This window comes from Stenotrophomonas sp. YJH_SMC_53, from assembly GCF_059369995.1.
In genome coordinates, this window is sequence record NZ_JCAFTF010000016.1 from 24,526 (window position 1) to 42,291 (window position 17,766).

Annotated in this window: 19 protein-coding genes, 1 tRNA gene and 1 pseudogene; 12 read left to right on the forward strand and 9 right to left on the reverse strand. The window is 65.5% G+C overall.

What is annotated here, in order from left to right:
* Nucleotides 1-6: 6 nt before the first annotated feature.
* The 3 genes from mscL to AC5P7X_RS18985 form a co-directional block, all read right to left on the reverse strand.
* Nucleotides 7-411 (reverse strand): large-conductance mechanosensitive channel protein MscL, encoded by a 405-nt coding sequence (gene mscL / locus AC5P7X_RS18975; protein WP_005418809.1) that lies wholly within the window; start codon nt 409-411, stop codon nt 7-9.
* A 54-nt stretch (nt 412-465) separates the two neighbouring features.
* A complete protein-coding gene (locus AC5P7X_RS18980; protein WP_005418807.1) occupies nt 466-1,182 on the reverse strand; it encodes a fumarylacetoacetate hydrolase family protein in 717 nt (238 codons plus the stop codon).
* 75 nt (nt 1,183-1,257) lie between these two features.
* Complete coding sequence (locus AC5P7X_RS18985) at nt 1,258-1,539, reverse strand: hypothetical protein (RefSeq protein WP_065179501.1); 282 nt, start codon at nt 1,537-1,539, stop codon at nt 1,258-1,260.
* 178 nt (nt 1,540-1,717) lie between these two features.
* Between AC5P7X_RS18985 and AC5P7X_RS18990 the strand changes: the two genes are divergently transcribed.
* Nucleotides 1,718-2,053, forward strand: a complete 336-nt coding sequence (locus AC5P7X_RS18990) for a Rieske (2Fe-2S) protein (protein ID WP_053501270.1) — start codon at nt 1,718-1,720, stop codon at nt 2,051-2,053.
* 313 nt (nt 2,054-2,366) lie between these two features.
* On the opposite strand, the gene AC5P7X_RS18995 is transcribed toward AC5P7X_RS18990, so the two are convergent.
* From AC5P7X_RS18995 to thiS, 4 genes are all read right to left on the reverse strand, one after another.
* Nucleotides 2,367-4,214 (reverse strand): SLC13 family permease, encoded by a 1,848-nt coding sequence (locus tag AC5P7X_RS18995; RefSeq protein WP_005418803.1) that lies wholly within the window; start codon nt 4,212-4,214, stop codon nt 2,367-2,369.
* Between the two features lie 27 nt (nt 4,215-4,241).
* Nucleotides 4,242-4,976: a tRNA (guanosine(46)-N7)-methyltransferase TrmB gene (gene trmB / locus AC5P7X_RS19000; protein ID WP_053501092.1), complete on the reverse strand. Its 735-nt coding sequence runs from the start codon at nt 4,974-4,976 to the stop codon at nt 4,242-4,244.
* Nucleotides 4,976-5,770: a thiazole synthase gene (locus AC5P7X_RS19005; protein WP_005418798.1), complete on the reverse strand. Its 795-nt coding sequence runs from the start codon at nt 5,768-5,770 to the stop codon at nt 4,976-4,978. Before AC5P7X_RS19005 ends, trmB begins: the two co-directional genes overlap by 1 nt.
* Nucleotides 5,771-5,887: 117 nt before the next feature.
* Entirely contained in the window at nt 5,888-6,088 is a 201-nt protein-coding gene (thiS, locus tag AC5P7X_RS19010) for a sulfur carrier protein ThiS (protein ID WP_005418796.1), read from the reverse strand.
* A 207-nt stretch (nt 6,089-6,295) separates the two neighbouring features.
* Between thiS and AC5P7X_RS19015 the strand changes: the two genes are divergently transcribed.
* Together AC5P7X_RS19015 and AC5P7X_RS19020 are read left to right on the forward strand one after the other, a co-directional pair.
* Nucleotides 6,296-8,149, forward strand: coding sequence for an autotransporter outer membrane beta-barrel domain-containing protein (locus AC5P7X_RS19015; protein ID WP_329843341.1), 1,854 nt, complete (start codon nt 6,296-6,298; stop codon nt 8,147-8,149).
* 115 nt (nt 8,150-8,264) lie between these two features.
* Nucleotides 8,265-8,338, forward strand: a tRNA-Gly gene (locus AC5P7X_RS19020).
* A gap of 122 nt (nt 8,339-8,460) precedes the next feature.
* On the opposite strand, the gene AC5P7X_RS19025 is transcribed toward AC5P7X_RS19020, so the two are convergent.
* Nucleotides 8,461-9,288, reverse strand: coding sequence for an AraC family transcriptional regulator (locus AC5P7X_RS19025; protein WP_329843343.1), 828 nt, complete (start codon nt 9,286-9,288; stop codon nt 8,461-8,463).
* A 130-nt stretch (nt 9,289-9,418) separates the two neighbouring features.
* On the opposite strand from AC5P7X_RS19025, the gene AC5P7X_RS19030 reads away from it, so the two are divergent.
* The 9 genes from AC5P7X_RS19030 to AC5P7X_RS19070 all read left to right on the forward strand — a co-directional run bounded on the left by AC5P7X_RS19030 (nt 9,419) and on the right by AC5P7X_RS19070 (nt 17,163).
* The gene (locus tag AC5P7X_RS19030) at nt 9,419-10,642 is read left to right on the forward strand and encodes an FAD-dependent oxidoreductase (protein WP_329843344.1); all 1,224 of its coding nucleotides are present in this window, start codon (nt 9,419-9,421) and stop codon (nt 10,640-10,642) included.
* Nucleotides 10,643-10,963: 321 nt separating this feature from the next.
* Nucleotides 10,964-11,206, forward strand: coding sequence for a hypothetical protein (locus AC5P7X_RS19035; RefSeq protein ID WP_495215262.1), 243 nt, complete (start codon nt 10,964-10,966; stop codon nt 11,204-11,206).
* Between the two features lie 97 nt (nt 11,207-11,303).
* On the forward strand, nt 11,304-12,182 hold the full coding sequence (gene rimK, locus AC5P7X_RS19040; protein WP_005418651.1) for a 30S ribosomal protein S6--L-glutamate ligase: 879 nt from the start codon (nt 11,304-11,306) through the stop codon (nt 12,180-12,182).
* A gap of 258 nt (nt 12,183-12,440) precedes the next feature.
* Nucleotides 12,441-12,920: a hypothetical protein gene (locus AC5P7X_RS19045; RefSeq protein WP_005418649.1), complete on the forward strand. Its 480-nt coding sequence runs from the start codon at nt 12,441-12,443 to the stop codon at nt 12,918-12,920.
* Nucleotides 12,921-13,014: 94 nt separating this feature from the next.
* Entirely contained in the window at nt 13,015-13,485 is a 471-nt protein-coding gene (locus tag AC5P7X_RS19050; RefSeq protein ID WP_005418647.1) for a hypothetical protein, read from the forward strand.
* 115 nt (nt 13,486-13,600) lie between these two features.
* Nucleotides 13,601-14,062 (forward strand): hypothetical protein, encoded by a 462-nt coding sequence (locus AC5P7X_RS19055; protein WP_329843347.1) that lies wholly within the window; start codon nt 13,601-13,603, stop codon nt 14,060-14,062.
* Between the two features lie 162 nt (nt 14,063-14,224).
* Nucleotides 14,225-14,902, forward strand: coding sequence for a response regulator transcription factor (locus tag AC5P7X_RS19060; protein ID WP_005410804.1), 678 nt, complete (start codon nt 14,225-14,227; stop codon nt 14,900-14,902).
* On the forward strand, nt 14,865-16,235 hold the full coding sequence (locus AC5P7X_RS19065) for a sensor histidine kinase (protein WP_053499207.1): 1,371 nt from the start codon (nt 14,865-14,867) through the stop codon (nt 16,233-16,235). Before AC5P7X_RS19060 ends, AC5P7X_RS19065 begins: the two co-directional genes overlap by 38 nt.
* Before the next feature lie 541 nt (nt 16,236-16,776).
* A complete protein-coding gene (locus tag AC5P7X_RS19070; RefSeq protein WP_329843349.1) occupies nt 16,777-17,163 on the forward strand; it encodes a hypothetical protein in 387 nt (128 codons plus the stop codon).
* Nucleotides 17,164-17,336: 173 nt separating this feature from the next.
* On the opposite strand, the pseudogene AC5P7X_RS19075 reads toward AC5P7X_RS19070, so the two are convergent.
* A pseudogene (locus AC5P7X_RS19075) lies at nt 17,337-17,465 on the reverse strand (dephospho-CoA kinase); the annotation flags it as partial.
* Between the last annotated feature and the right edge of the window lie 301 nt (nt 17,466-17,766).

The following is a 17,766-nucleotide window of genomic DNA, read 5'->3' on the forward strand; positions in this document are numbered from 1 at the left end:
GACACCTTATTTCTTCAGGCTGTCGCGGATCTCGCGCAGCAGCACCACTTCTTCGGCCGGCGCCGCCGGGGCAGCTTCCTTCTTCCGCGACAGTCGGTTGATCGCCTTGACCACGATGAAGATCGCGAAAGCCACGATCACGAACTGGATGACGGTGTTGATGAAGTCGCCGTAGCCAACCACCACCGCCGGGATCTCCTTGCCATCCGGTCCGAGCCGGGCTGGCGACAACGTCCAGGCCAGGCTGGAGAAATCCACGCGCCCGATCAGGTAGCCCAGCGGCGGCATGATGATCTTCTCGACCAGCGCCGTCACGATCTTGCCGAAGGCTGCGCCGATCACCACACCGACGGCGAGGTCGATGACGTTGCCGCGCATGGCGAATTCCTTGAACTCGGTGAGCATTCCCATTGTTGTTTTTCTCCGGTGGGGAAGTGGACAGCGCGCAGGGTAGCGCAGGTGATGTCAGCCGGCGATCACGCCGTGGCGCTCGGCCACGTTTTCAAGGCGGGCACTGAAGCGGTCGCCGGGCTTCAACGCAGCCACCCCGGATGGGGTGCCCATGAACACCAGGTCGCCGGCACGCAGCTGCCACAGCTTGGACAGCTCATGCAGGATCTCCGGCACGTTCCAGATCATCTGGTCGAGCAGTGCCTGCTGGCGCACTTCGCCGTTGACCTCCAGCGACAGGTTCAGCGCGGCCAGGTCGCCGACTTCCTCGGCGTGGACGATTTCGCTGATCGGCGCGGAGGCGTCGAAGCCCTTGGCTGCGTCCCATGGGTGGCCCTTGTCCTTGGCTGCGGCCTGCAGGTCGCGGCGGGTCAGGTCCAGGCCGACGGCGTAGCCATAGACCAGCGCATCGGCGTCGGCCACGGCCAGCTCGCCGGTGGGCGCATCGCGCCCGATCGCCACCACCAGTTCCACTTCGTGGTGCAGGTTGGCGGTCGCCGGCGGGTAGGGGATGGCATCGTCGTGGCCGACCACGATCGCATCGGCCGGCTTGCTGAAGAACATCGGGCGGCCGCGGTCATCGGCCGCCGGCACCGCCGCGCCCATTTCGCGGGCGTGGTCGGCGAAATTGCGGCCGACGCAGTAGATGCGGTGCACGGGGAAGCTGCCGCCACCGGCTACCGGTACACGCGGCAGGGCTACGGCAGGGATCACATCGGAGACATCGGACATGCGGGCATCCAGGAAGGGCGTGCCCGCAGTCTAGAACGCATGGCGCCCGCCGTCAGCGGGCGCGGAAGGCCTGGATCAGCGCGAGGCCGGCAACACCGGCTTGCGCACCACGCGGTACTCGCCTTCAACCACGGTCGGGTCAACCGGACGCACAACGCCCGGCTTGCGCGAAGCCAGCAGCTTCCACGCCAGGCCGACCAGGATCATCGCCGCGCCAACGAACACACCGATGAACACCATCGCCGCCAGGATCGCCAGGCCAAGCAGGCCCACGGCGACGCGCACCAGCGGATGACGCGGCTTACGCGGCGCGAACAGGGTGCGGAACTGGTTGAAGGCGGATGCGCGATTGAACATGGCGGCTCGATAGGCTGGGATCAGCGAAAACAGAGTATCGGGACGCGCCACTGTCATTGAGTGAAAAACTCGTTAAATATAGCCTGTGCTTATTACGGATCAATGACTTGTGTTCATGTCGCAGCCAGTCACCTGAGCAGGCATGCGACAATTCCGGTTTACCGTCCGAGCCTTCGCCATGACTATCGTTGCTGCCCTGATCGCCCTTGATGCCATTGCCGATGGCGCGTTTGCCGAGGTCGAAGCGGTGGTCGATGGCGATGCCGAATCGCTGGTGCTGTACCGCGACGGCGCGCAGGTGCGCGCGTTCCTGAACATCTGCCCGCACGCTGGCCGCCGCCTGGACTGGGCCCCAGGCCAGTTCCTGAAGAGCCGTGAGGGCCACCTGGTATGCGCCGCGCATGGCGCCTCGTTCACGCTGGACAGCGGCGACTGCATCGCCGGCCCGTGCAAGGGTGACCGCCTGCGTACGGTGCCGGTGGACGTACGCGACGGGCTGGTCTACCTGGCCTGAGGCCGGAAGCAGTCGAGCACGGCTCGACTCTACAAAGGCATCCACGCATGGCGTGGATCCACCGTGTCGACCAAGGTCGACACCCACCAGCAGCACAGAATGCCGTTCCGGCAGATGGCAGAAATCTGTCGAAGGCGGGGTGGGTCCGGTTGCGGGGGTGTCCGCGGCATGGATGCCGCGGCCAAGCCCCCATGGACGGGTTCACGGCGTCCCCCGCAACCGGACCCACCCCGCCATCCCACGGAATGCACGCTGTTGCCGTTGCTTTGGCTTCTGCAGGTGCAGGGCGCAGCCCTGCAAACAGCCCCCAACCTCAGAACATCAGGTTGATCATCAGCACCACCACGCAGGTATAGATCAGCGACAGCGGGCCGCCGACCCGCCACATCTCGCGCGGGGTGTAGTTGGCCGGGCCAGTGATCATCGAGATCACCGGGTTGGAGGCCGTCATCAGGTTGTTGGACGCCGACAGCGCCACGATCAGCGCGAACGCGGTCGGGTTGCCCCCCGCCGCCAGTGCCAGGTTCACCGCGATCGGCACCATCACGATGGTCGCACCCACATGGCTGATCACCAGCGAGAACGCCGTGGTCAGCAGCGCCAGCGCCACCTCCAGCACCCACACCGGAATGCCGGTCGGCAGCTTGTCGATGGTATGGCCGGCCACCCACGCGGCCGCACCGCTGGAGTCCATCGCCCAGCCGAGCGGAATCAGCCCGGCCATCATGAACACCGTCTTCCAGTTGATCGAGGCATACGCCTCGTCCATGCGCAGCACGCCGGTCAGCAGCATGCCGGCCACGCCGGTCATCAGCGTCAGCGCCACCGGCAGCTTGCTGGTCAGCGCGATCAGGATGGTCAGCGCGAAGATCGCCATCGCAATCTTGAACTTGTGCGGGCGCTGCTCGCCGGTCGGATAGTCGGTCACCACCACGAAGTCGCGGCTGCGCGCGGCCTGCGCCAGGTCGGTCCAGATGCTGTGGAACACCAGCATGTCGCCGGCGCGCAGCTGCACGTCGCGCACGTCCTCGCGGATCACCTGCTTGTCGCGGTTGATCGCCAGCAGGCTGATGCCGCGCTCCTTGCGAAGTCGCAGATCGGCCGCACTCTTGCCGATCACGTTCGAGGTCGGTGGCACCACTGCCTCGGAAATGCCGGCGCGGCTGGGGTTGAACAGGTCACCCAGGTGCTTCAGGCGCGAGGACATGCGCAGGAACTGGTTCTGCGCGAAGTCGCTGATCTGCTGGCGCGGTCCCATCGCACCGAGCACGCTGCCGACCCAGATGCGCATCTCCGCCGGCGGTGCCAGGCGGGTGTCGTTGCCGGTCTTCAGGGCCAGCAGCAGCGGCGCATCGTGCAGGGTCTCGGCCTCGCCCAGGGTCATGCCCACCAGCGGGCTCTCGGCGGTCACCACCAGCTCGAACACATCGCCTTCGATGCCATAGGTCTTGGCGAAGTAGCTCTCGGTGCGCGCCGGGGTGACCCCGTCATTGACCAGGCTTTCCTCTTCGATCAGCTTGCGGTCGCCGTAGTAGCGGAAGTACAGCAACGAAGCGATCAGCAACGCCACACCGATCGGCAGCGGCGCGAACATGCGCAGCGGCTCGATGGTGGCCAGGCCGGAGGGAAGGTTGTTGTTGGCCGAGGCCAGCAGATCGTTCAGCAGGATCAGCGGCGAATTGCCGACCATGGTCAGCGCACCGCCCATCACGATCGCCGCCGAGATCGGCAGCAGCAGGCGCTGCATCGTCAGCCCGGTGCGCGCTGCCAGTCGTGAGGCAACCGGCAGATACAACGCCATCACCGACGGGTTCTGCATGAAGGAGGAGTTCAGGCCGGCGATGGCGGTGGTCATCATCAGCAGCCGTTGCTCGACACCGTGGCCGCGCCGCAGCAGCCAGGCCGCCAGCCGGTTCAGCGCCCCGGTGCGGTCCAGGCCCGCACCGAGGATGGTGGTGGCGATGATGCTCATCACCGCGTTACCGGAGAAACCGCCGAAGATCTCCTCCGGCGCGATCAGCCCGGTGACACCGAGCACCACCAGCACCACCAGCGCGACTACGTCGGCGCGGATGCGCTCGAACAGGAACATCGCCATCGTGAAGCCGACCAGCCCGAGCACGAGCTTCATGTCGTTGGTCAGCGTCAGCGCGGTATCCATGTGGGGCGCGGCGTCCTCAGGCGATCGTCAGGTGCGGTCGTACAGCAGGTCCCAGACGCCGTGGCCCAGCTTCTGGCCGCGGGTCTCGAAGTGCGTCTGCGGGCGCCAGTCCGGGCGCGGCACGCTGCCCCGCGGGCCGGCGCGGTTGACCAGCCCGGCGGTTGCGTCGAGCACGTCCCACATCTGCTCGGCGTAGTCTTCCCAGTCGGTCGCGCAGTGCAGGCGGCCCCCCGGGCGCAGCTTGCGCACCAGCAGTTCGGCGAATGCCGGCTGCAGCAGGCGGCGCTTGTTGTGGCGCTTCTTGTGCCACGGGTCCGGGAAGTAGATGCGCACTTCATCGAGTGCGCCGTCGGCGATCTCGTTCTGCAGCACTTCCACCGCGTCGTGGTGGTACAGGCGCACGTGGTCGGCATTGTCCTCGGCCAGCGCGTTCAGCAGCCGGCCCACGCCCGGGGCGTGCACCTCGATGCCGATGTAGTCGCGCGATGGGTCGTGCTGGGCCGCGAAGCGCAGCGCGGCACCGTTGCCGAAGCCGATTTCCAGCACCTTGTGTGCCGGGCGGCCGAAGGTGGCGTCCAGGTCGCGCGGCTGGCCGTTGTAATCGATGCCGAAGCGCGGCCAGCGTTCGTCGAACGCGCGCTGCTGGGCGGGAGTGAAGCGGCCTTGGCGCAATACGAAGCTGCGCACCTCGCGTCGGCCCTCGCTCACGGTGAAGGGCTTGGGCGGGGCCTTGGAACCGGCGCTGTCAAAAGGATTGGTCATCAGCCGATCAGCCCGTCCACCGGCGAGGAGGCGCTGGCGTAGCGCTTGCGCGGGATGCGCCCGGCCAGGAAGGCCTCGCGGCCGGCCTCGACCGCCTTGCGCATCGCGCTGGCCATCAGCACCGGGCTGCGCGCACCGGCAATGGCGGTGTTCATCAGCACGCCGTCGCAGCCCAGCTCCATCGCGATCGCCGCGTCCGACGCGGTACCCACGCCGGCATCAACGATGATCGGCACCTTGGCGTCTTCGATGATCTGCAGCAGGTTGTACTTGTTCTGGATGCCCAGGCCCGAACCGATCGGCGCGGCCAGCGGCATCACCGCAGCGCAGCCGATCTCTTCCAGGCGCTTGGCCAGGATCGGGTCGTCGGAGGTATAGACCATCACCTCGAAACCGTCCTTGACCAGCTGCTCGGCGGCCTTCAGGGTCTGCATCACGTCCGGGTACAGGGTCTTCTGGTCGCCGAGCACTTCCAGCTTCGTCAGGTTGTGGCCGTCCAGCAGTTCACGGGCCAGGCGGCACGTACGCACCGCGTCCTCGGCGGTGTAGCAGCCGGCGGTGTTGGGCAGGATGGTGAAGCGCTCCGGCGGCAGCACGTCCAGCAGGTTCGGCTCGCCCGGGTTCTGCCCGATGTTGGTGCGGCGGATGGCCACGGTGACGATCTGGGCACCAGCGGCCTCGGTCGCCAGGCGGGTTTCTTCCAGGTCCTTGAACTTGCCGGTGCCGGTCAGCAGCCGCGAGCCATAGGTCTTGCCGGCGATCACCAGCGAATCGGGGGAGACATGAACGTTCATGGCGCGATTATCGCTTATCCGCCTGAAGATGGGGTCACGTAGAGGGCGGGGTCGAGCGTGGGGTCAGATCCCTTTGCCGGTGGCAAAGGGATCTGACCCCTGAACACCCGCGCAGCCTCAGCCCCCACCCAGCGCGTGCACGATCTCCACCACGTCGCCCTCGGCCAGGACGTGCTCGCCATGGCGGCTGCGGCTGACGATTTCGCCGTTGACCTCGACCGCGACCCGGCGTTGCAGCAACTGCTCGGCCTGCAGCAGATCGTGGAGGGTCGCCGAGGCGGGCAGGGTACGGGGTTCGCCGTTGAGCTGGATGTTCATCGCCGCATTGTCGCCTACGGCCTGCGCGGATCGGAACCCTTGCAAATTGCCTCGGCCGCCAGCCCCGGCACAGCGTTGTCCGACGCTGCCGGGCGACAATCCATGCGGCGGCGCAGCGTGAGCAAAACGCGGCGCAGTGAAACCATTCACCGTGCGCCGGCGTACGTCCGCCGGGTCCTCAACGATATCCCCACAGGAGTTTCTTACATGCTGCTCAGCAAACGCCCGATCCGCTCCCTGATGGCGGCCGCGATCGCGCTGGCCGCGGTTCCGGCCATGGCAGGCGAATCCCCGTATTCCAAGGCCGTGTTCTTCGGCGACAGCCTGACCGATGCCGGCTATTTCCGCCCGCTGCTGCCGGCCGATGTGCGTCCGGTGACCGGCCAGTTCACCACCAACCCGGGTTGGGTGTGGTCGCAGCAGGTCGCCAACTACTATGGCCTCAATGGCGCCGCCAACGGCAACGGCCAGAGCGGTGACAACTATGCAGTCGGCGGTGCCCGCGTGTCGGTGGACGAGGCCGGTGGCCTGGGCGTGATTCCGTCGCTGAAGTCGCAAGCAACCCGCTACCTTGCCGCGAACGGTGGCAAGGCTGACGGCAACGCCCTGTACACCGTATGGGGAGGCGCCAATGATCTGTTCGCGGCCACCCGCGCGGCGGCAGGTGGCGCGTCGCAGGCCCAGGTGCAGGGCATCATCGGCGCAGCGGTCACCGACCAGATCGCGCTGGTGGGTGCGCTGAAGCAGGCCGGCGCCCAGTACGTGCTGGTACCGAACCTGCCGGATGTGGGCATCACCCCACAGTTCCGCGGCCCCAATGCCGCCGCCGCCACCGCACTGTCGGCCGGCTACAACAAGGCCCTGTACGGTGGCCTGAAGCAGGCGGGCATCGAGTTCATTCCGCTCGATACCTTCAGCATCCTGCGTGAAGTGACCGCCAACCCGGGCATGTACGGTTTCACCAACGTCACCAGCACCGCCTGCAAGATCGACCCGGCCAACTCGACGCAGAGCATCCTGACCTGCAACCCGACCAGCTACGTCAGCCCGGATGCGGCCAACACCTACCTGTTCGCCGATGGCGTGCACCCGACCACCGCCGGCCATCAGCTGCTGGGCCAGTACGCCGTGTCGGTGCTGGAAGCGCCGCGCCTGCAGCAGGTGCTGAGTCACTCGGCGCAGACCATCGGCCGCTCGCGCGCCGACCAGGTCAGCATGCACCTGGGCGGCCGTCCGGCTGACGGCCTGTCCTGGTGGGGAGGCGTGCGGGGTGACCTGCAGCGCTACGACCACGCCGACCTGTACGACGGGCTGGCCCCGGCCGGCCTGTTCGGTATCGACTGGGCACGCGACGGCATGGTGTTCGGCGGCTTCGCCGGTTTCGGTCGCCTCAACGCCGACTTCGGCAACAACCGCGGCGACTTCACCCAGAAGGACACCTCGGCCGGTCTGTTCGCTGGCTGGTACGGCGACCGCATCTGGGTGAACGGTCAGGTCAGCTACACCTGGCTGTCCTATGACGTGAACCGCAAGGTCCAGCTGGGCCCGGCCACCCGTGAGCATGGTGGTTCGCCGGACGGCAGCAACCTGACCGCCGCCCTGAACGCCGGTTACGAGTTCGGCACCGAAGGCGGCTTCCGTCACGGCCCGATCGCTTCGGTGATCTGGCAGAAGGTGAAGATCGACGGTTACACCGAAAGCGCCGCGGCCGGCACGCTGGCAACCGCACTGGGCTATGAGCGCCAGAACGTCGATTCGACCGTCGGCCGCATCGGCTGGCAGGCCCGCTTCGATGGCGGCACCCTCAAGCCGTACGCGCAGGTGACCTACGACCACGAGTTCGAGGACACCAATCAGGCCAGCGCCTGGCTGCAGACCCTGCCGGAACTGGGCAGCTACCGCGTGCCGGGCCTGAAGTTCGACAAGAACTACGCCACCGTCGTGCTGGGTGCCCGCACCGAACTGTTCGGGCTGCAGAGCAACTTCGGCCTGAGCGCGTCGACCGGCCAGAAGCGTGCGCAGGACGCCACCCTGTTCGCCAACTTCAGCGGCACGTTCTAAGCAGCAATCGCCGGGGTCGGAGCCCTTTCCGCGAGGAAAGGGCTCTGCCCCCTCGCGGATACGGTGGCCACCATTGCGCTGTACCGGTCCCTCCGCATAGACTTTCATCCGCGCTGCGGGCGTAGCTCAATGGTAGAGCTGTAGCTTCCCAAGCTACTGACGTGGGTTCGATTCCCATCGCCCGCTCCAATCACGCCACGCCTTGGAGCGTCGGCAGCCGTGACGTCGGTACTGACGTCAGCACTCTTCCTGAAGCGCATGGTCCCATTGCATGCCGGGCACGACCCGTTTATGCAGTGGGTCGTATACCGTCAGCGGAAGGCGCCATGCTGATTTCTGCTGGAGAAGTAGCGCGCCGGAGAATCGCCAAAGGCTCTGCGGAACATCGCAATGAAGTTGCTCGGCGAAGAATAGCCAAGAACATCCGAAATCTCCGCCACCGGGACGCCCCGCGCTAGCATCTCCAGACCGTGCATCAGCTTCACCTGTTGCCGCCACTGGCCGAAACTCAATCCGGTCTCAGCAAGCGTCAAGCGGCGCAGGGTGCGCGATGACATTGCCCCGGACGATGCCCACGCCTCGAGGGTACGGGAATTTCCCGGATCCCGCAGGACAGCGCGGGCCACGCGAAGAAGGCGGGGGTCCCTGGGCATCGGCACATGCAAGGACTCGTGCGGAGCCCGACGGATTTCGTCTTGTATGACTGTGGCGATGCGCTCCTGCTCAGGCGTCAACGAAGCGCGCTTGTCCCATTCCGTGGTCCTCTGCGCCAGTGCCCGCAGCACGTCACTGATTGCGACAACGCAGGGTGTTGCAGGGAGGTTGCTGCAGAACGAGGGCGCCATCAGCAATGTCCAGCCACTCAGCGCGCCACTCACGCGAACCTCATGACGCACACCGGGTGGTATCCACCCTGCGCGATAGGGAGGAAGAAGCCAGGAGCCCCGCGGTGTATTGACCTGGATCAACCCGGTTTCAACACAGAACAACTGGCCACGCACATGCTGGTGCCAGTCGTATTCGCGCGTCCCCAGCCGGAACTCATGCGCCGGGCTGTCGTCTCCCCTGAGACCAACAAGAAGCGGGCCGTCAGGCATCTCACTGAAGTCTTCCGTGCCGCGTGTAGCGTCATTGCTCATGCTGGCCGCATTTCACTATATGTGGTCCGAATGACGTTACTTGGCTATGCGGCGCGCGTGCAACCCTTCAGCCATCACCTCGTGGCTCTGGCATCGAGCTGCAACCGAGGGGCCACTATCAGGAGAATCCGTGAGCAGAATCCATGTGAGCATCATCGGCGCCGGGCTGGGTGGCTTGGCGCTGGCGCAGGCGCTGAAGCGCGGCGGGGTTGCATTCGACGTGTTCGAGGCGGACAGGACGCTCAACTCGCGGCCACAGGGCTATCGCATCCGGATCGACGCCGAAGGTCAACGGGCCCTGGCGCGAACGCTCCCCCCAGAACTGTACGATCTCTTCCGCGGAACCGTTTCGACAACGGCGACATCAGGCCGCTTTCTCACGCCAGGTTTGTTGCCTGCCCCGGGCCGCAAGCCCGATAGCTGGCGCTCGACCGACAGCAAGGACGATGGTGCACAGGGGGGCGGGGACGTAAGCGTCAATCGACGCACTCTGCGCGAGATCCTGATGTGCGGGATCGAAGACCGTGTCCATTTCGACCGCGCATTCGATCGCTACGCATTGACCAGCGATGGCAGGGCCGAAGTGCGTTTCCGGTCCGGTGGTCCTGCGTCGACATGTGACGTGCTGGTAGGTGCGGACGGTGTCAATTCTCGGGTCCGCTCCCAGCTGGCGCCGGATGCGCAGCCGGTGGATACCGGCGCAGTCTGCATTTACGGGAAAGTAGATCTGGACCGGTTGGGCGGCAACCCTTCACGTCTCGAAGGAACCACTATCGTCTTTGCAGACGGATTCGCCGCCATCTTCGATCAGATGCAGTTTGACCGGCACTTCCTGGAGCATGCGTGCGCTCACCTCGGCTGCAGCGTCACGCCGACACCTGACTACCTCTATTGGTGCCTGATCGGGCCAGCTCACCGCTTCGGGGTCGCGTCGGATCATCGGTCGGATCCGGATCACATCCGCAAGGCGATAGTGGCTGCGACCGATGATTGGCACCCCGATCTTCGGGAAATCCTGCAGCAGAGCAAGGTCGCGGACACCGCGATGCTCCCGATCCGCAGTGGACGTCCTGACGTGCCATGGCCCGTTGGGCCGGCAACGCTGCTGGGCGATGCTGTCCACGCGATGACGCCAGCAGGTGGGTTGGGTGCAAACACTGCACTCGCCGACGCGGCCGCTCTGGCCGAGCTGATGCTGAAAGCCGATAGTGGCGCGCTCTCCATTCCGAGTGCGCTGGCGCAGTACCAGTCGGATATGCGTGAGAGGGCCCGGCATGCGGTGGATATCTCCAACCGAGGTGCGGACAGACTGTTCGGGCCTGCGGTGCCCGAACATTGCCAAAGCGCCCGCTGATCAAGCGTCTGAGTCCAGCCGGGATTCGATGGCGGCGCATGTGGCGCGGGCGTTCGGCCTGCAGCGCTACGTCAGCCATTCCCGCGGGTGCCTTACTACGCCGCGAGCGCGCCGGCCCCGGGCCTCGGCGCCCAGCAGGTGTCCCTGATGGTGACTGTGTGCAGGTACTACGGGCTTTTCCTGACCAGAACATCCCCGCTCCCTGGCAGCCGAAGCGGAAGCGGTGCTGCCGAGATGGCGCGTAACGCTTCAAACTTTTCCCATGGGCAGGCCGGCACTGACCGACTAGCGTGAGCGGATACTGACAAGGAGCTGCCTTCCATGAATTGCCGGAACGACGTCGTCGAGCGCATCCATCGGATCTTTCTTTCCGCCGGCGTCGGCTCGAACAAGCAGCTTGAAGCCGTGCGCGCGCTGGGGCGTGCCGGTGGTCCCAAGGCCGCGGAACTGCTCGAGCAGATCTACCAGCAGGCGTTCAGCAATTCTGCCCTGCAGATGGCCTGCGTGGCGGCGCTGGGCGAAGCGGCCCGTGGCTTCCAGCTCAGTGCTGATCGGGACAGCTGAAGCTTCATCCACAACGCTCGAGATCGTCGACGACGGGCATCATCCGCCCGCCACACGCCCGCGCTATGCTGCGCGCCTGCCGACCGATCCCTCCGCGATGAAGCTCGCCATCCTGTCCCGCAACAGCTCCCTGTATTCCACCCGTCGGCTGGTCGAGGCGGCGCGCGCGCGCGGCCATACCGTGCGCATCCTCGACCCGTTGCGCTGTTACATGCGCATCGCCGCCGATGGCTTTTCCATGCACTACAAGGGCCGGCCGATGACCGGCGTGGACATGGTCATTCCGCGCATCGGTGCCTCGATCACCCGCTACGGCACCGCCGTGCTGCGCCAGTTCGAACTGATGGGCGCACGCACGCCCAATCCGTCCGATGCCATCCTGCGTTCGCGCGACAAGCTGCGCGCGCACCAGCTGCTGGCGGCCAAGGGCATCGACATGCCGGTTACCGTGTTCGGCGACAACCCCGATGACACCGTCGATCTGCTGTCCATGCTCGGCCCGCCGCCGCATGTGGTGAAGCTCAATGAAGGCACCCAGGGTCGCGGCGTGATCCTGACCGAAAAGGCCAGTGCCTCGCGCGGCATTGTCGAAGCGCTGCGCGGCCTGTACGCCAACTTCCTGATGCAGGAATTCATCGGCGAGGCCAAGGGCGCCGACCTGCGCTGCTTCGTGGTGGGCGACCAGGTGGTGGCGTCGATGCAGCGGCAGGCACCGGAGGGTGACTTCCGCTCCAACCTGCACGCTGGCGGCACCGCCGTGGCGGCCAAGGCCAGTCGCGCCGAGCAGCAGGTGGCGGTGCGTTCGGCCAAGGCGCTGGGCCTGTCGGTGTGCGGCGTGGACCTGATCCGCTCCGCGCGCGGCCCGCTGGTGCTGGAGGTCAACTCCACGCCGGGGCTGGAGGGCATCGAAGCGGCCTGCGGTGTGGACGTGGCCACACGCATCATCGAACACGTAGAGAAGATCAAAAAGCCTTGATTATTCATGGGGTTGTGATTCTCATGGGTAAATGATCCGGGGCTTTAACGAGGCTTTAATCGGCCCCGGCGTAGGCTTCAGCGAACCGCAGCTCTGCCTCTCAGCAGGATCGGTATCGGGATACGACTTCAGGCCCAGGCGGGTGCACCGCCTGGGCCTTTTTTATGCCTGTCGGCTCTGTGCCCAAGGTCTCTTGTGGAGGCCGCGTGACGGTCGTAGAGTTGGCCCTTCGTTCCGGGATGGATCGGGAGGTTGGCGATGTACCGCATCATGACGATCGCGTTGCTGCTGGGCCTGTCTGGCGCTGTTGCCGCCAAGCCGGAGAAAGTCGCTGTACAGATGGACCGGCAGGGGTCGGTCGCCGAGCAGATGCGCCAGGTGGAAACCGCGCTGGCTGCCCCCGACTATGCCGAACTGTCTGCCGAGGATCGCGGCCAGGTGCAGCAGGCGCTGTCGCGTATCCGCCAGCACATGGGCGAACGCCAGACCGTGCAGGAGCTGCCGCCGCAGTTGCAGGCCGAGGTCTTCAACGAGCAGGAACGCATCAACACCCTGATGGCGCGTGGCCATGACGACAGCCGGCAGATCTGCAGGTACGAACGCACCACCGGCAGCAACATGCCCAGGAGCCGCTGCCTGACCGTGGCCGAACGGCGCCGGATCGAAGAGAAAGGCAAGGCGCTGATCAACGACCAGCGCAGCTACAACACGCTCAGCCCACCGCCCGCCGGGCGTTGACCGCACCGCCTTTCGGTCCACCGGGGTGCCGTAACGGCGTATCGGTGGCACCGCAGGGTCGGTGTTCCACTCATGGAAGAACCTGGAGGTAACAATGCAGCGCATGACCCCCTTCGCCCTGATGCTGGGCCTGGCACTGGCCACCACCGCGCACGCCAAGCCCGAGAAAGGGCAGGTGAAGTTCGACGCCAACGCACCGGTGGCCGAACAGATCCGCAACGTTGAGACGGCGATCAACACCGAGGACTACAGCGAGATCGGGCTGGAAGACAAAAGCCGTGTGCAGCAGGCGCTGGGCCGTATCAAGATCAAGATGGGCGACCACGAACGGGTAGAGCAGTTGAGCCCGCAGGACCGCACCGAGATCTTCAACGACCAGGAAGTGATCAACACGATCATGACCCGCGCCCATGCCGACAGCCGCATGGTCTGCCGCCGCGAGCGCACCACCGGCAGCAACATGCCGCAGAGCGTCTGCCTGACCGTGGCCCAGCGCCGCAAGGCGCAGGAAGACAGCCGCAAGGCCCTCAACGACAACCAGCGTTTCAACAACTACAAGCCGTAACCGTGGTTGGACCGGTCGCAGGCCGCCATCGGTCACCCTGCCGTGCGTCCCTTGTGGACGCATCGGCGGAACCGTAAAGTCGAGACCCTATTCATGGACGAACATGGAGCTCGTCATGTACCGCATCACTACGCTCGCCCTGATGCTGTCGCTCGGCCTGGTGGCCACCGTGCAGGCCAAGGCGCAGAAGGACACCGTGCAGATGGATTCCTTCACCCCGGTATCCGAACAGATCCGCCGCGTTGAAACGGCCATGGGCAGCGAGGACTACAGCGAGATCGGGCTGGAGGACAAGAGCCGCGTGCAGCAGGCGCTGAACCGGATCCGGATCAAGATGAATGGCCGCGAGAAGGTGGATGAGCTGGCCCCGCAGGAGCGCAACGACCTGTTCAACGAGCAGGAGATCGTCAACACCATCATGACCCGCGCCCAGGCCGACAGCCGCATGATCTGCCGCCGCGAGCGCCTGACCGGCAGCAACATGCCGACCAGCGTCTGCCTGACCGTGGCCCAGCGTCGCAAAGCCCAGGAAGAGAGCCGCCGGGCGCTGACCGACCAGCAGCGCATCAGCCGCTGAGCGCTCGCCCCGGGGGCGTTTGCCGGTGTCCTCCCTCCGGTACGAAATGTTAAGAATGGAACCTGTATCGTTCAGCAGGTAGACGTCGCGTCCACCCGCACAGGGGCATCCTGAGCAGGTGGGCCTGGCCCCCCGACGACCCTTCAAGAACCAGAGGTCCCAGTGCGCATTCTCGTAATCGAAGACAACAGCGACATCGCCGCCAACCTTGGCGACTACCTTGAGGATCGTGGCCACACCGTGGACTTCGCCGCCGACGGCGTGACCGGCCTGCACCTGGCGGTGGTCCACGAGTTCGACGCCATCGTTCTGGACCTGAACCTGCCGGGCATGGACGGCATTGAAGTCTGCCGCAAGCTGCGCAACGAAGCGCGCAAGCAGACCCCGGTGCTGATGCTGACCGCCCGCGACTCGCTGGACAACAAGCTGGCCGGTTTCGATTCCGGCGCCGACGACTACCTGATCAAGCCGTTCGCGCTGCAGGAAGTGGAAGTGCGCTTGAACGCTTTGTCGCGCCGCGGCAAGGGCGTGCAGACCCGCGTGCTGGAAACCGGCGATCTGGAATACAACCTGGACACGCTGGAAGTGCGTCGCCAGGGCAAGCTGCTGCAGCTCAACCCGACCGCGCTGAAGATTCTGCAGGCCCTGATGGAGGCCGCGCCGGCCGTGGTTACCCGCCAGGAACTGGAGACCCGCGTCTGGGGCGAAGAGCTGCCCGATTCGGATTCGCTGCGTGTCCACATCCACGGCCTGCGTGCGGTGGTCGACAAGCCGTTTGAAGTGCCGCTGATCCAGACCCGCCATGGCATCGGATACCGCATCGCTACCCCGGAAGCCTGATTCCGTGGCAACCAAGGGGGAGCGCCGGCGTTCGCCGTATCGGCGGCGCCTGCGCAGCCGCATCATCGTCTCGTTCGTGTTGTTGGGCTTCTGCCTGACGACACTGTTCGCGTTCGCCACCAACTGGGCCCGCATGCGCGTGGAAAACCAGCTGGTGGAAGACGTGATGAACCGCAACATCAACGAGTACGTGCGGCGGTTCTACGAGAGCCCGGATCGCAACCCCGACCTGCCCGTGCAGCAGATGCGTGCGCGCCTGATCAAGCCTGACAAGTTCGAGGCGCTGCGCGAGGAAGAGCCAGACTGGTACGAGTTCAAGGATGGCCTGTACAACATGGGCGGCGTGGATGAGCGCGGCCAGCGCTATTCGTACAAGCTGGCCGTGCGCAAGACGCCCGACGCCTGGGCATTTCTGGCCTACGACATGACCGACAGCGTGCGCGGCGGGCAGCAGCTCAACCGCGCGCTGGTACTGTCGGTGCTGGTGTTCAGCCTGTTGTCGCTGGTGCTGGGCTGGTGGTCGGCCTCGAAGGTGATGAAGCCGGTTTCGGACCTGGCCGCGCGGCTGCGTGCCTATCGCGGCGGCACGAGCGAGCCCGAGCCGCTGGCGCCACGTTTCCCCGATGACGAAGTGGGGCAGCTGGCGCAGGCGCTGGATGATTATTCGTCGCGGCTGACCGAAGTGGTGCAGCGCGACCGTGAGTTCAATGCCGACGTCAGCCACGAGCTGCGCACGCCGCTGGCGGTGATCCGTGGCGCCACCGAGCTGCTGCTGACCCGGCCCGGCCTGGATGAGAAGGTGCTGCAGCGTCTGCAGCGCATCCAGCGCGCCGAACAGCAGTGCAGCGACCTGATCGGCGCACTGCTGCTGCTGTCGCGCAACGAACGCGGGCAGGGCACCAGTAACGTCGCCCGCGTAGCCGAACAGCTGCTGGACGCCCACCGTGCACAGCTGGGCGGCAAGCCCTTGGAACTGGCACTGGAAGGCGAGCGCAACCTGGTGATCGATGCGCCGGAAGCCGCGTTGTCGGTGGCGCTGGGCAACCTGATCGGCAACGCGGTGAAGTACTCGCAGGATGGCGAAGTGCGCGTCTTTGTCGGCAGCAATTCAGTGTCGGTGACCGACAGCGGACCGGGGCTGAGCGAAGAGGATGCCGCCAAGCTGTTCCAGCGCGGCTATCGCGGCACGCATGCCGGCCATTCGCAGGGCGGCGGCATCGGCCTGTCGATCGTCAGCCGCCTGTGCGATCTGTATGGCTGGCAGGTGAGCGTGCGCCCCGGTGGCGAGCGCGGCGTGATCGCCACCCTGACGTTCTCGCCGAAGCCGTTGTAAGGGGCTTTACTCTGGTGGGTGCTCCACGTTTGTAGAGCCGAGCCCGCGCTCGGCTGCGGTGGCTTCCCGGAGCCGAGCATTGGCTCGGCTCTACACCGGGTTCGTGTTGCGCCCTGTGTCGCTTGTGCCATCAAATTAGCTTTGCAGTCGTGATGGGCCAGAAGCCCAACACGACATCACCGTGATCGCCGCCACGCCACGTGCGTGTCCGCATGCACGCATTCGTACCCTCAACTGCGGCTTGAGAATTTCCTTACAGATCACAGCGCTACGTGATGGCCAGATGGGTCGGCCGGGGCAGGTGCCCTGGCCGGGATTGGCGTCCTGAAAAAAACCTTCAACTCAAGCGCTCCGGGTGTGCTGCGGCTCATCACGGAAAATGCATCGGCTGCCTTGTTTCGGCGGATGGTGCGTGGGGATTCATCAGAATCCGCTGGAGTCTTTTTCCTCGCGCTTGAGTTGTTGGGTCTCCGGTACGCCAACCCGCACCGTCCGCCACCTTGCATCAGCGGGTGGCCTGCCGTCTGCGAGGAGATTCACCATGTCCGCACGCCCCTTGTTCCCCCAGCTGCACGCCCTGATCGGCGAAGCCGCCGACCTGCTGCCGGCCGACGTCGCCGAGCGCATCGAAGTCCTGCTCGATGATCCCAAGGATCTGCTGCCTGCGTTGCTGGCCCGCATGGACGGTCGCGATGCAGCCGACGGGCGGCGATTGGAAGCACAGGGCCTCAGCCCGGCACAGGCGGCCACCATGGCCGGCCTCAGCCGCACCCTGGCCGGCTTGAATGCACTCATGCAGGTGCTGCACGCCGCCGAGGCGGCCCGCGAACAGGGCGGTGCCCAACAGCAGCTCAGCCCGGATGTCGTAGATGGATTGCTGCTTGGCGCACGAGAACTGGCCCGCTATGCCCGCCTGCAGCTGGAGTAGGTCCACGCAATGCGTGGATGCAGAACGCTTTGTAGAGCCGAGCCCATGCTCGGCTTGATGATCGCAGCCGAGCATGGGCTTGGCTCTGCAGCAGTTCCGCGCTGGCGCCGGGTAGATCCACGCCATGCGTGGATGCTGTTCGGTAGTGCCGGCCGCTGGCCGGCAACCCGGCCTCAGCTCCCAGCCAACCCGAGATAGCGCTCATGCAGCTGTTCCACCTGCGCCTGCAGGTCCTCGGGATGTCCATCGTTGACCACCAGATCATCGGCCAGTGCCAAGCGCTGCGCGCGGCTGGGCTGGGCGGTTGAGATCTGGTACGTATAAGTTGGGGGAACGGCCTCCGGACGCGTTACGCTCTTGCTACGTCCAGAAAGGCCGTCGGCATCTGGGGCCGAGGTAGCAGTTGGGACGCAAGTTGCACTGCGGCCAGCTCAATCGCACGAATTCAGTATTTCTGTAGGCCTTTTTAGTCCAGGGATTGGAGCATATGTTCAGATTCTATTTTTCGTTGTGCAGTTTCGTCTGCTTTGGCGTAATGCTGTTTGTCGGGGCCGCATTTGCGCAGACGCCGCCTTCCGAAACCAGATACTGTTATCAGGGGAG

What these genes read in the sequence shown, in the direction of transcription:
- AC5P7X_RS19015 (WP_329843341.1), top strand. Translation starts at nt 6,296, where the DNA reads ATGCTGCTCAGCAAACGCCCGATCCGCTCCCTGATGGCGGCCGCGATC.
- AC5P7X_RS18980 (WP_005418807.1), bottom strand. Translation starts at nt 1,182, where the DNA reads ATGTCCGATGTCTCCGATGTGATCCCTGCCGTAGCCCTGCCGCGTGTA.
- AC5P7X_RS19035 (WP_495215262.1), top strand. Translation starts at nt 10,964, where the DNA reads ATGAATTGCCGGAACGACGTCGTCGAGCGCATCCATCGGATCTTTCTT.
- mscL (WP_005418809.1), bottom strand. Translation starts at nt 411, where the DNA reads ATGGGAATGCTCACCGAGTTCAAGGAATTCGCCATGCGCGGCAACGTC.
- AC5P7X_RS18995 (WP_005418803.1), bottom strand. Translation starts at nt 4,214, where the DNA reads ATGGATACCGCGCTGACGCTGACCAACGACATGAAGCTCGTGCTCGGG.
- AC5P7X_RS19055 (WP_329843347.1), top strand. Translation starts at nt 13,601, where the DNA reads ATGTACCGCATCACTACGCTCGCCCTGATGCTGTCGCTCGGCCTGGTG.
- trmB (WP_053501092.1), bottom strand. Translation starts at nt 4,976, where the DNA reads ATGACCAATCCTTTTGACAGCGCCGGTTCCAAGGCCCCGCCCAAGCCC.
- AC5P7X_RS18985 (WP_065179501.1), bottom strand. Translation starts at nt 1,539, where the DNA reads ATGTTCAATCGCGCATCCGCCTTCAACCAGTTCCGCACCCTGTTCGCG.
- AC5P7X_RS19070 (WP_329843349.1), top strand. Translation starts at nt 16,777, where the DNA reads ATGTCCGCACGCCCCTTGTTCCCCCAGCTGCACGCCCTGATCGGCGAA.
- AC5P7X_RS19045 (WP_005418649.1), top strand. Translation starts at nt 12,441, where the DNA reads ATGTACCGCATCATGACGATCGCGTTGCTGCTGGGCCTGTCTGGCGCT.
- AC5P7X_RS18990 (WP_053501270.1), top strand. Translation starts at nt 1,718, where the DNA reads ATGACTATCGTTGCTGCCCTGATCGCCCTTGATGCCATTGCCGATGGC.
- AC5P7X_RS19065 (WP_053499207.1), top strand. Translation starts at nt 14,865, where the DNA reads ATGGCATCGGATACCGCATCGCTACCCCGGAAGCCTGATTCCGTGGCA.
- AC5P7X_RS19025 (WP_329843343.1), bottom strand. Translation starts at nt 9,288, where the DNA reads ATGAGCAATGACGCTACACGCGGCACGGAAGACTTCAGTGAGATGCCT.
- thiS (WP_005418796.1), bottom strand. Translation starts at nt 6,088, where the DNA reads ATGAACATCCAGCTCAACGGCGAACCCCGTACCCTGCCCGCCTCGGCG.
- AC5P7X_RS19005 (WP_005418798.1), bottom strand. Translation starts at nt 5,770, where the DNA reads ATGAACGTTCATGTCTCCCCCGATTCGCTGGTGATCGCCGGCAAGACC.
- rimK (WP_005418651.1), top strand. Translation starts at nt 11,304, where the DNA reads ATGAAGCTCGCCATCCTGTCCCGCAACAGCTCCCTGTATTCCACCCGT.
- AC5P7X_RS19050 (WP_005418647.1), top strand. Translation starts at nt 13,015, where the DNA reads ATGCAGCGCATGACCCCCTTCGCCCTGATGCTGGGCCTGGCACTGGCC.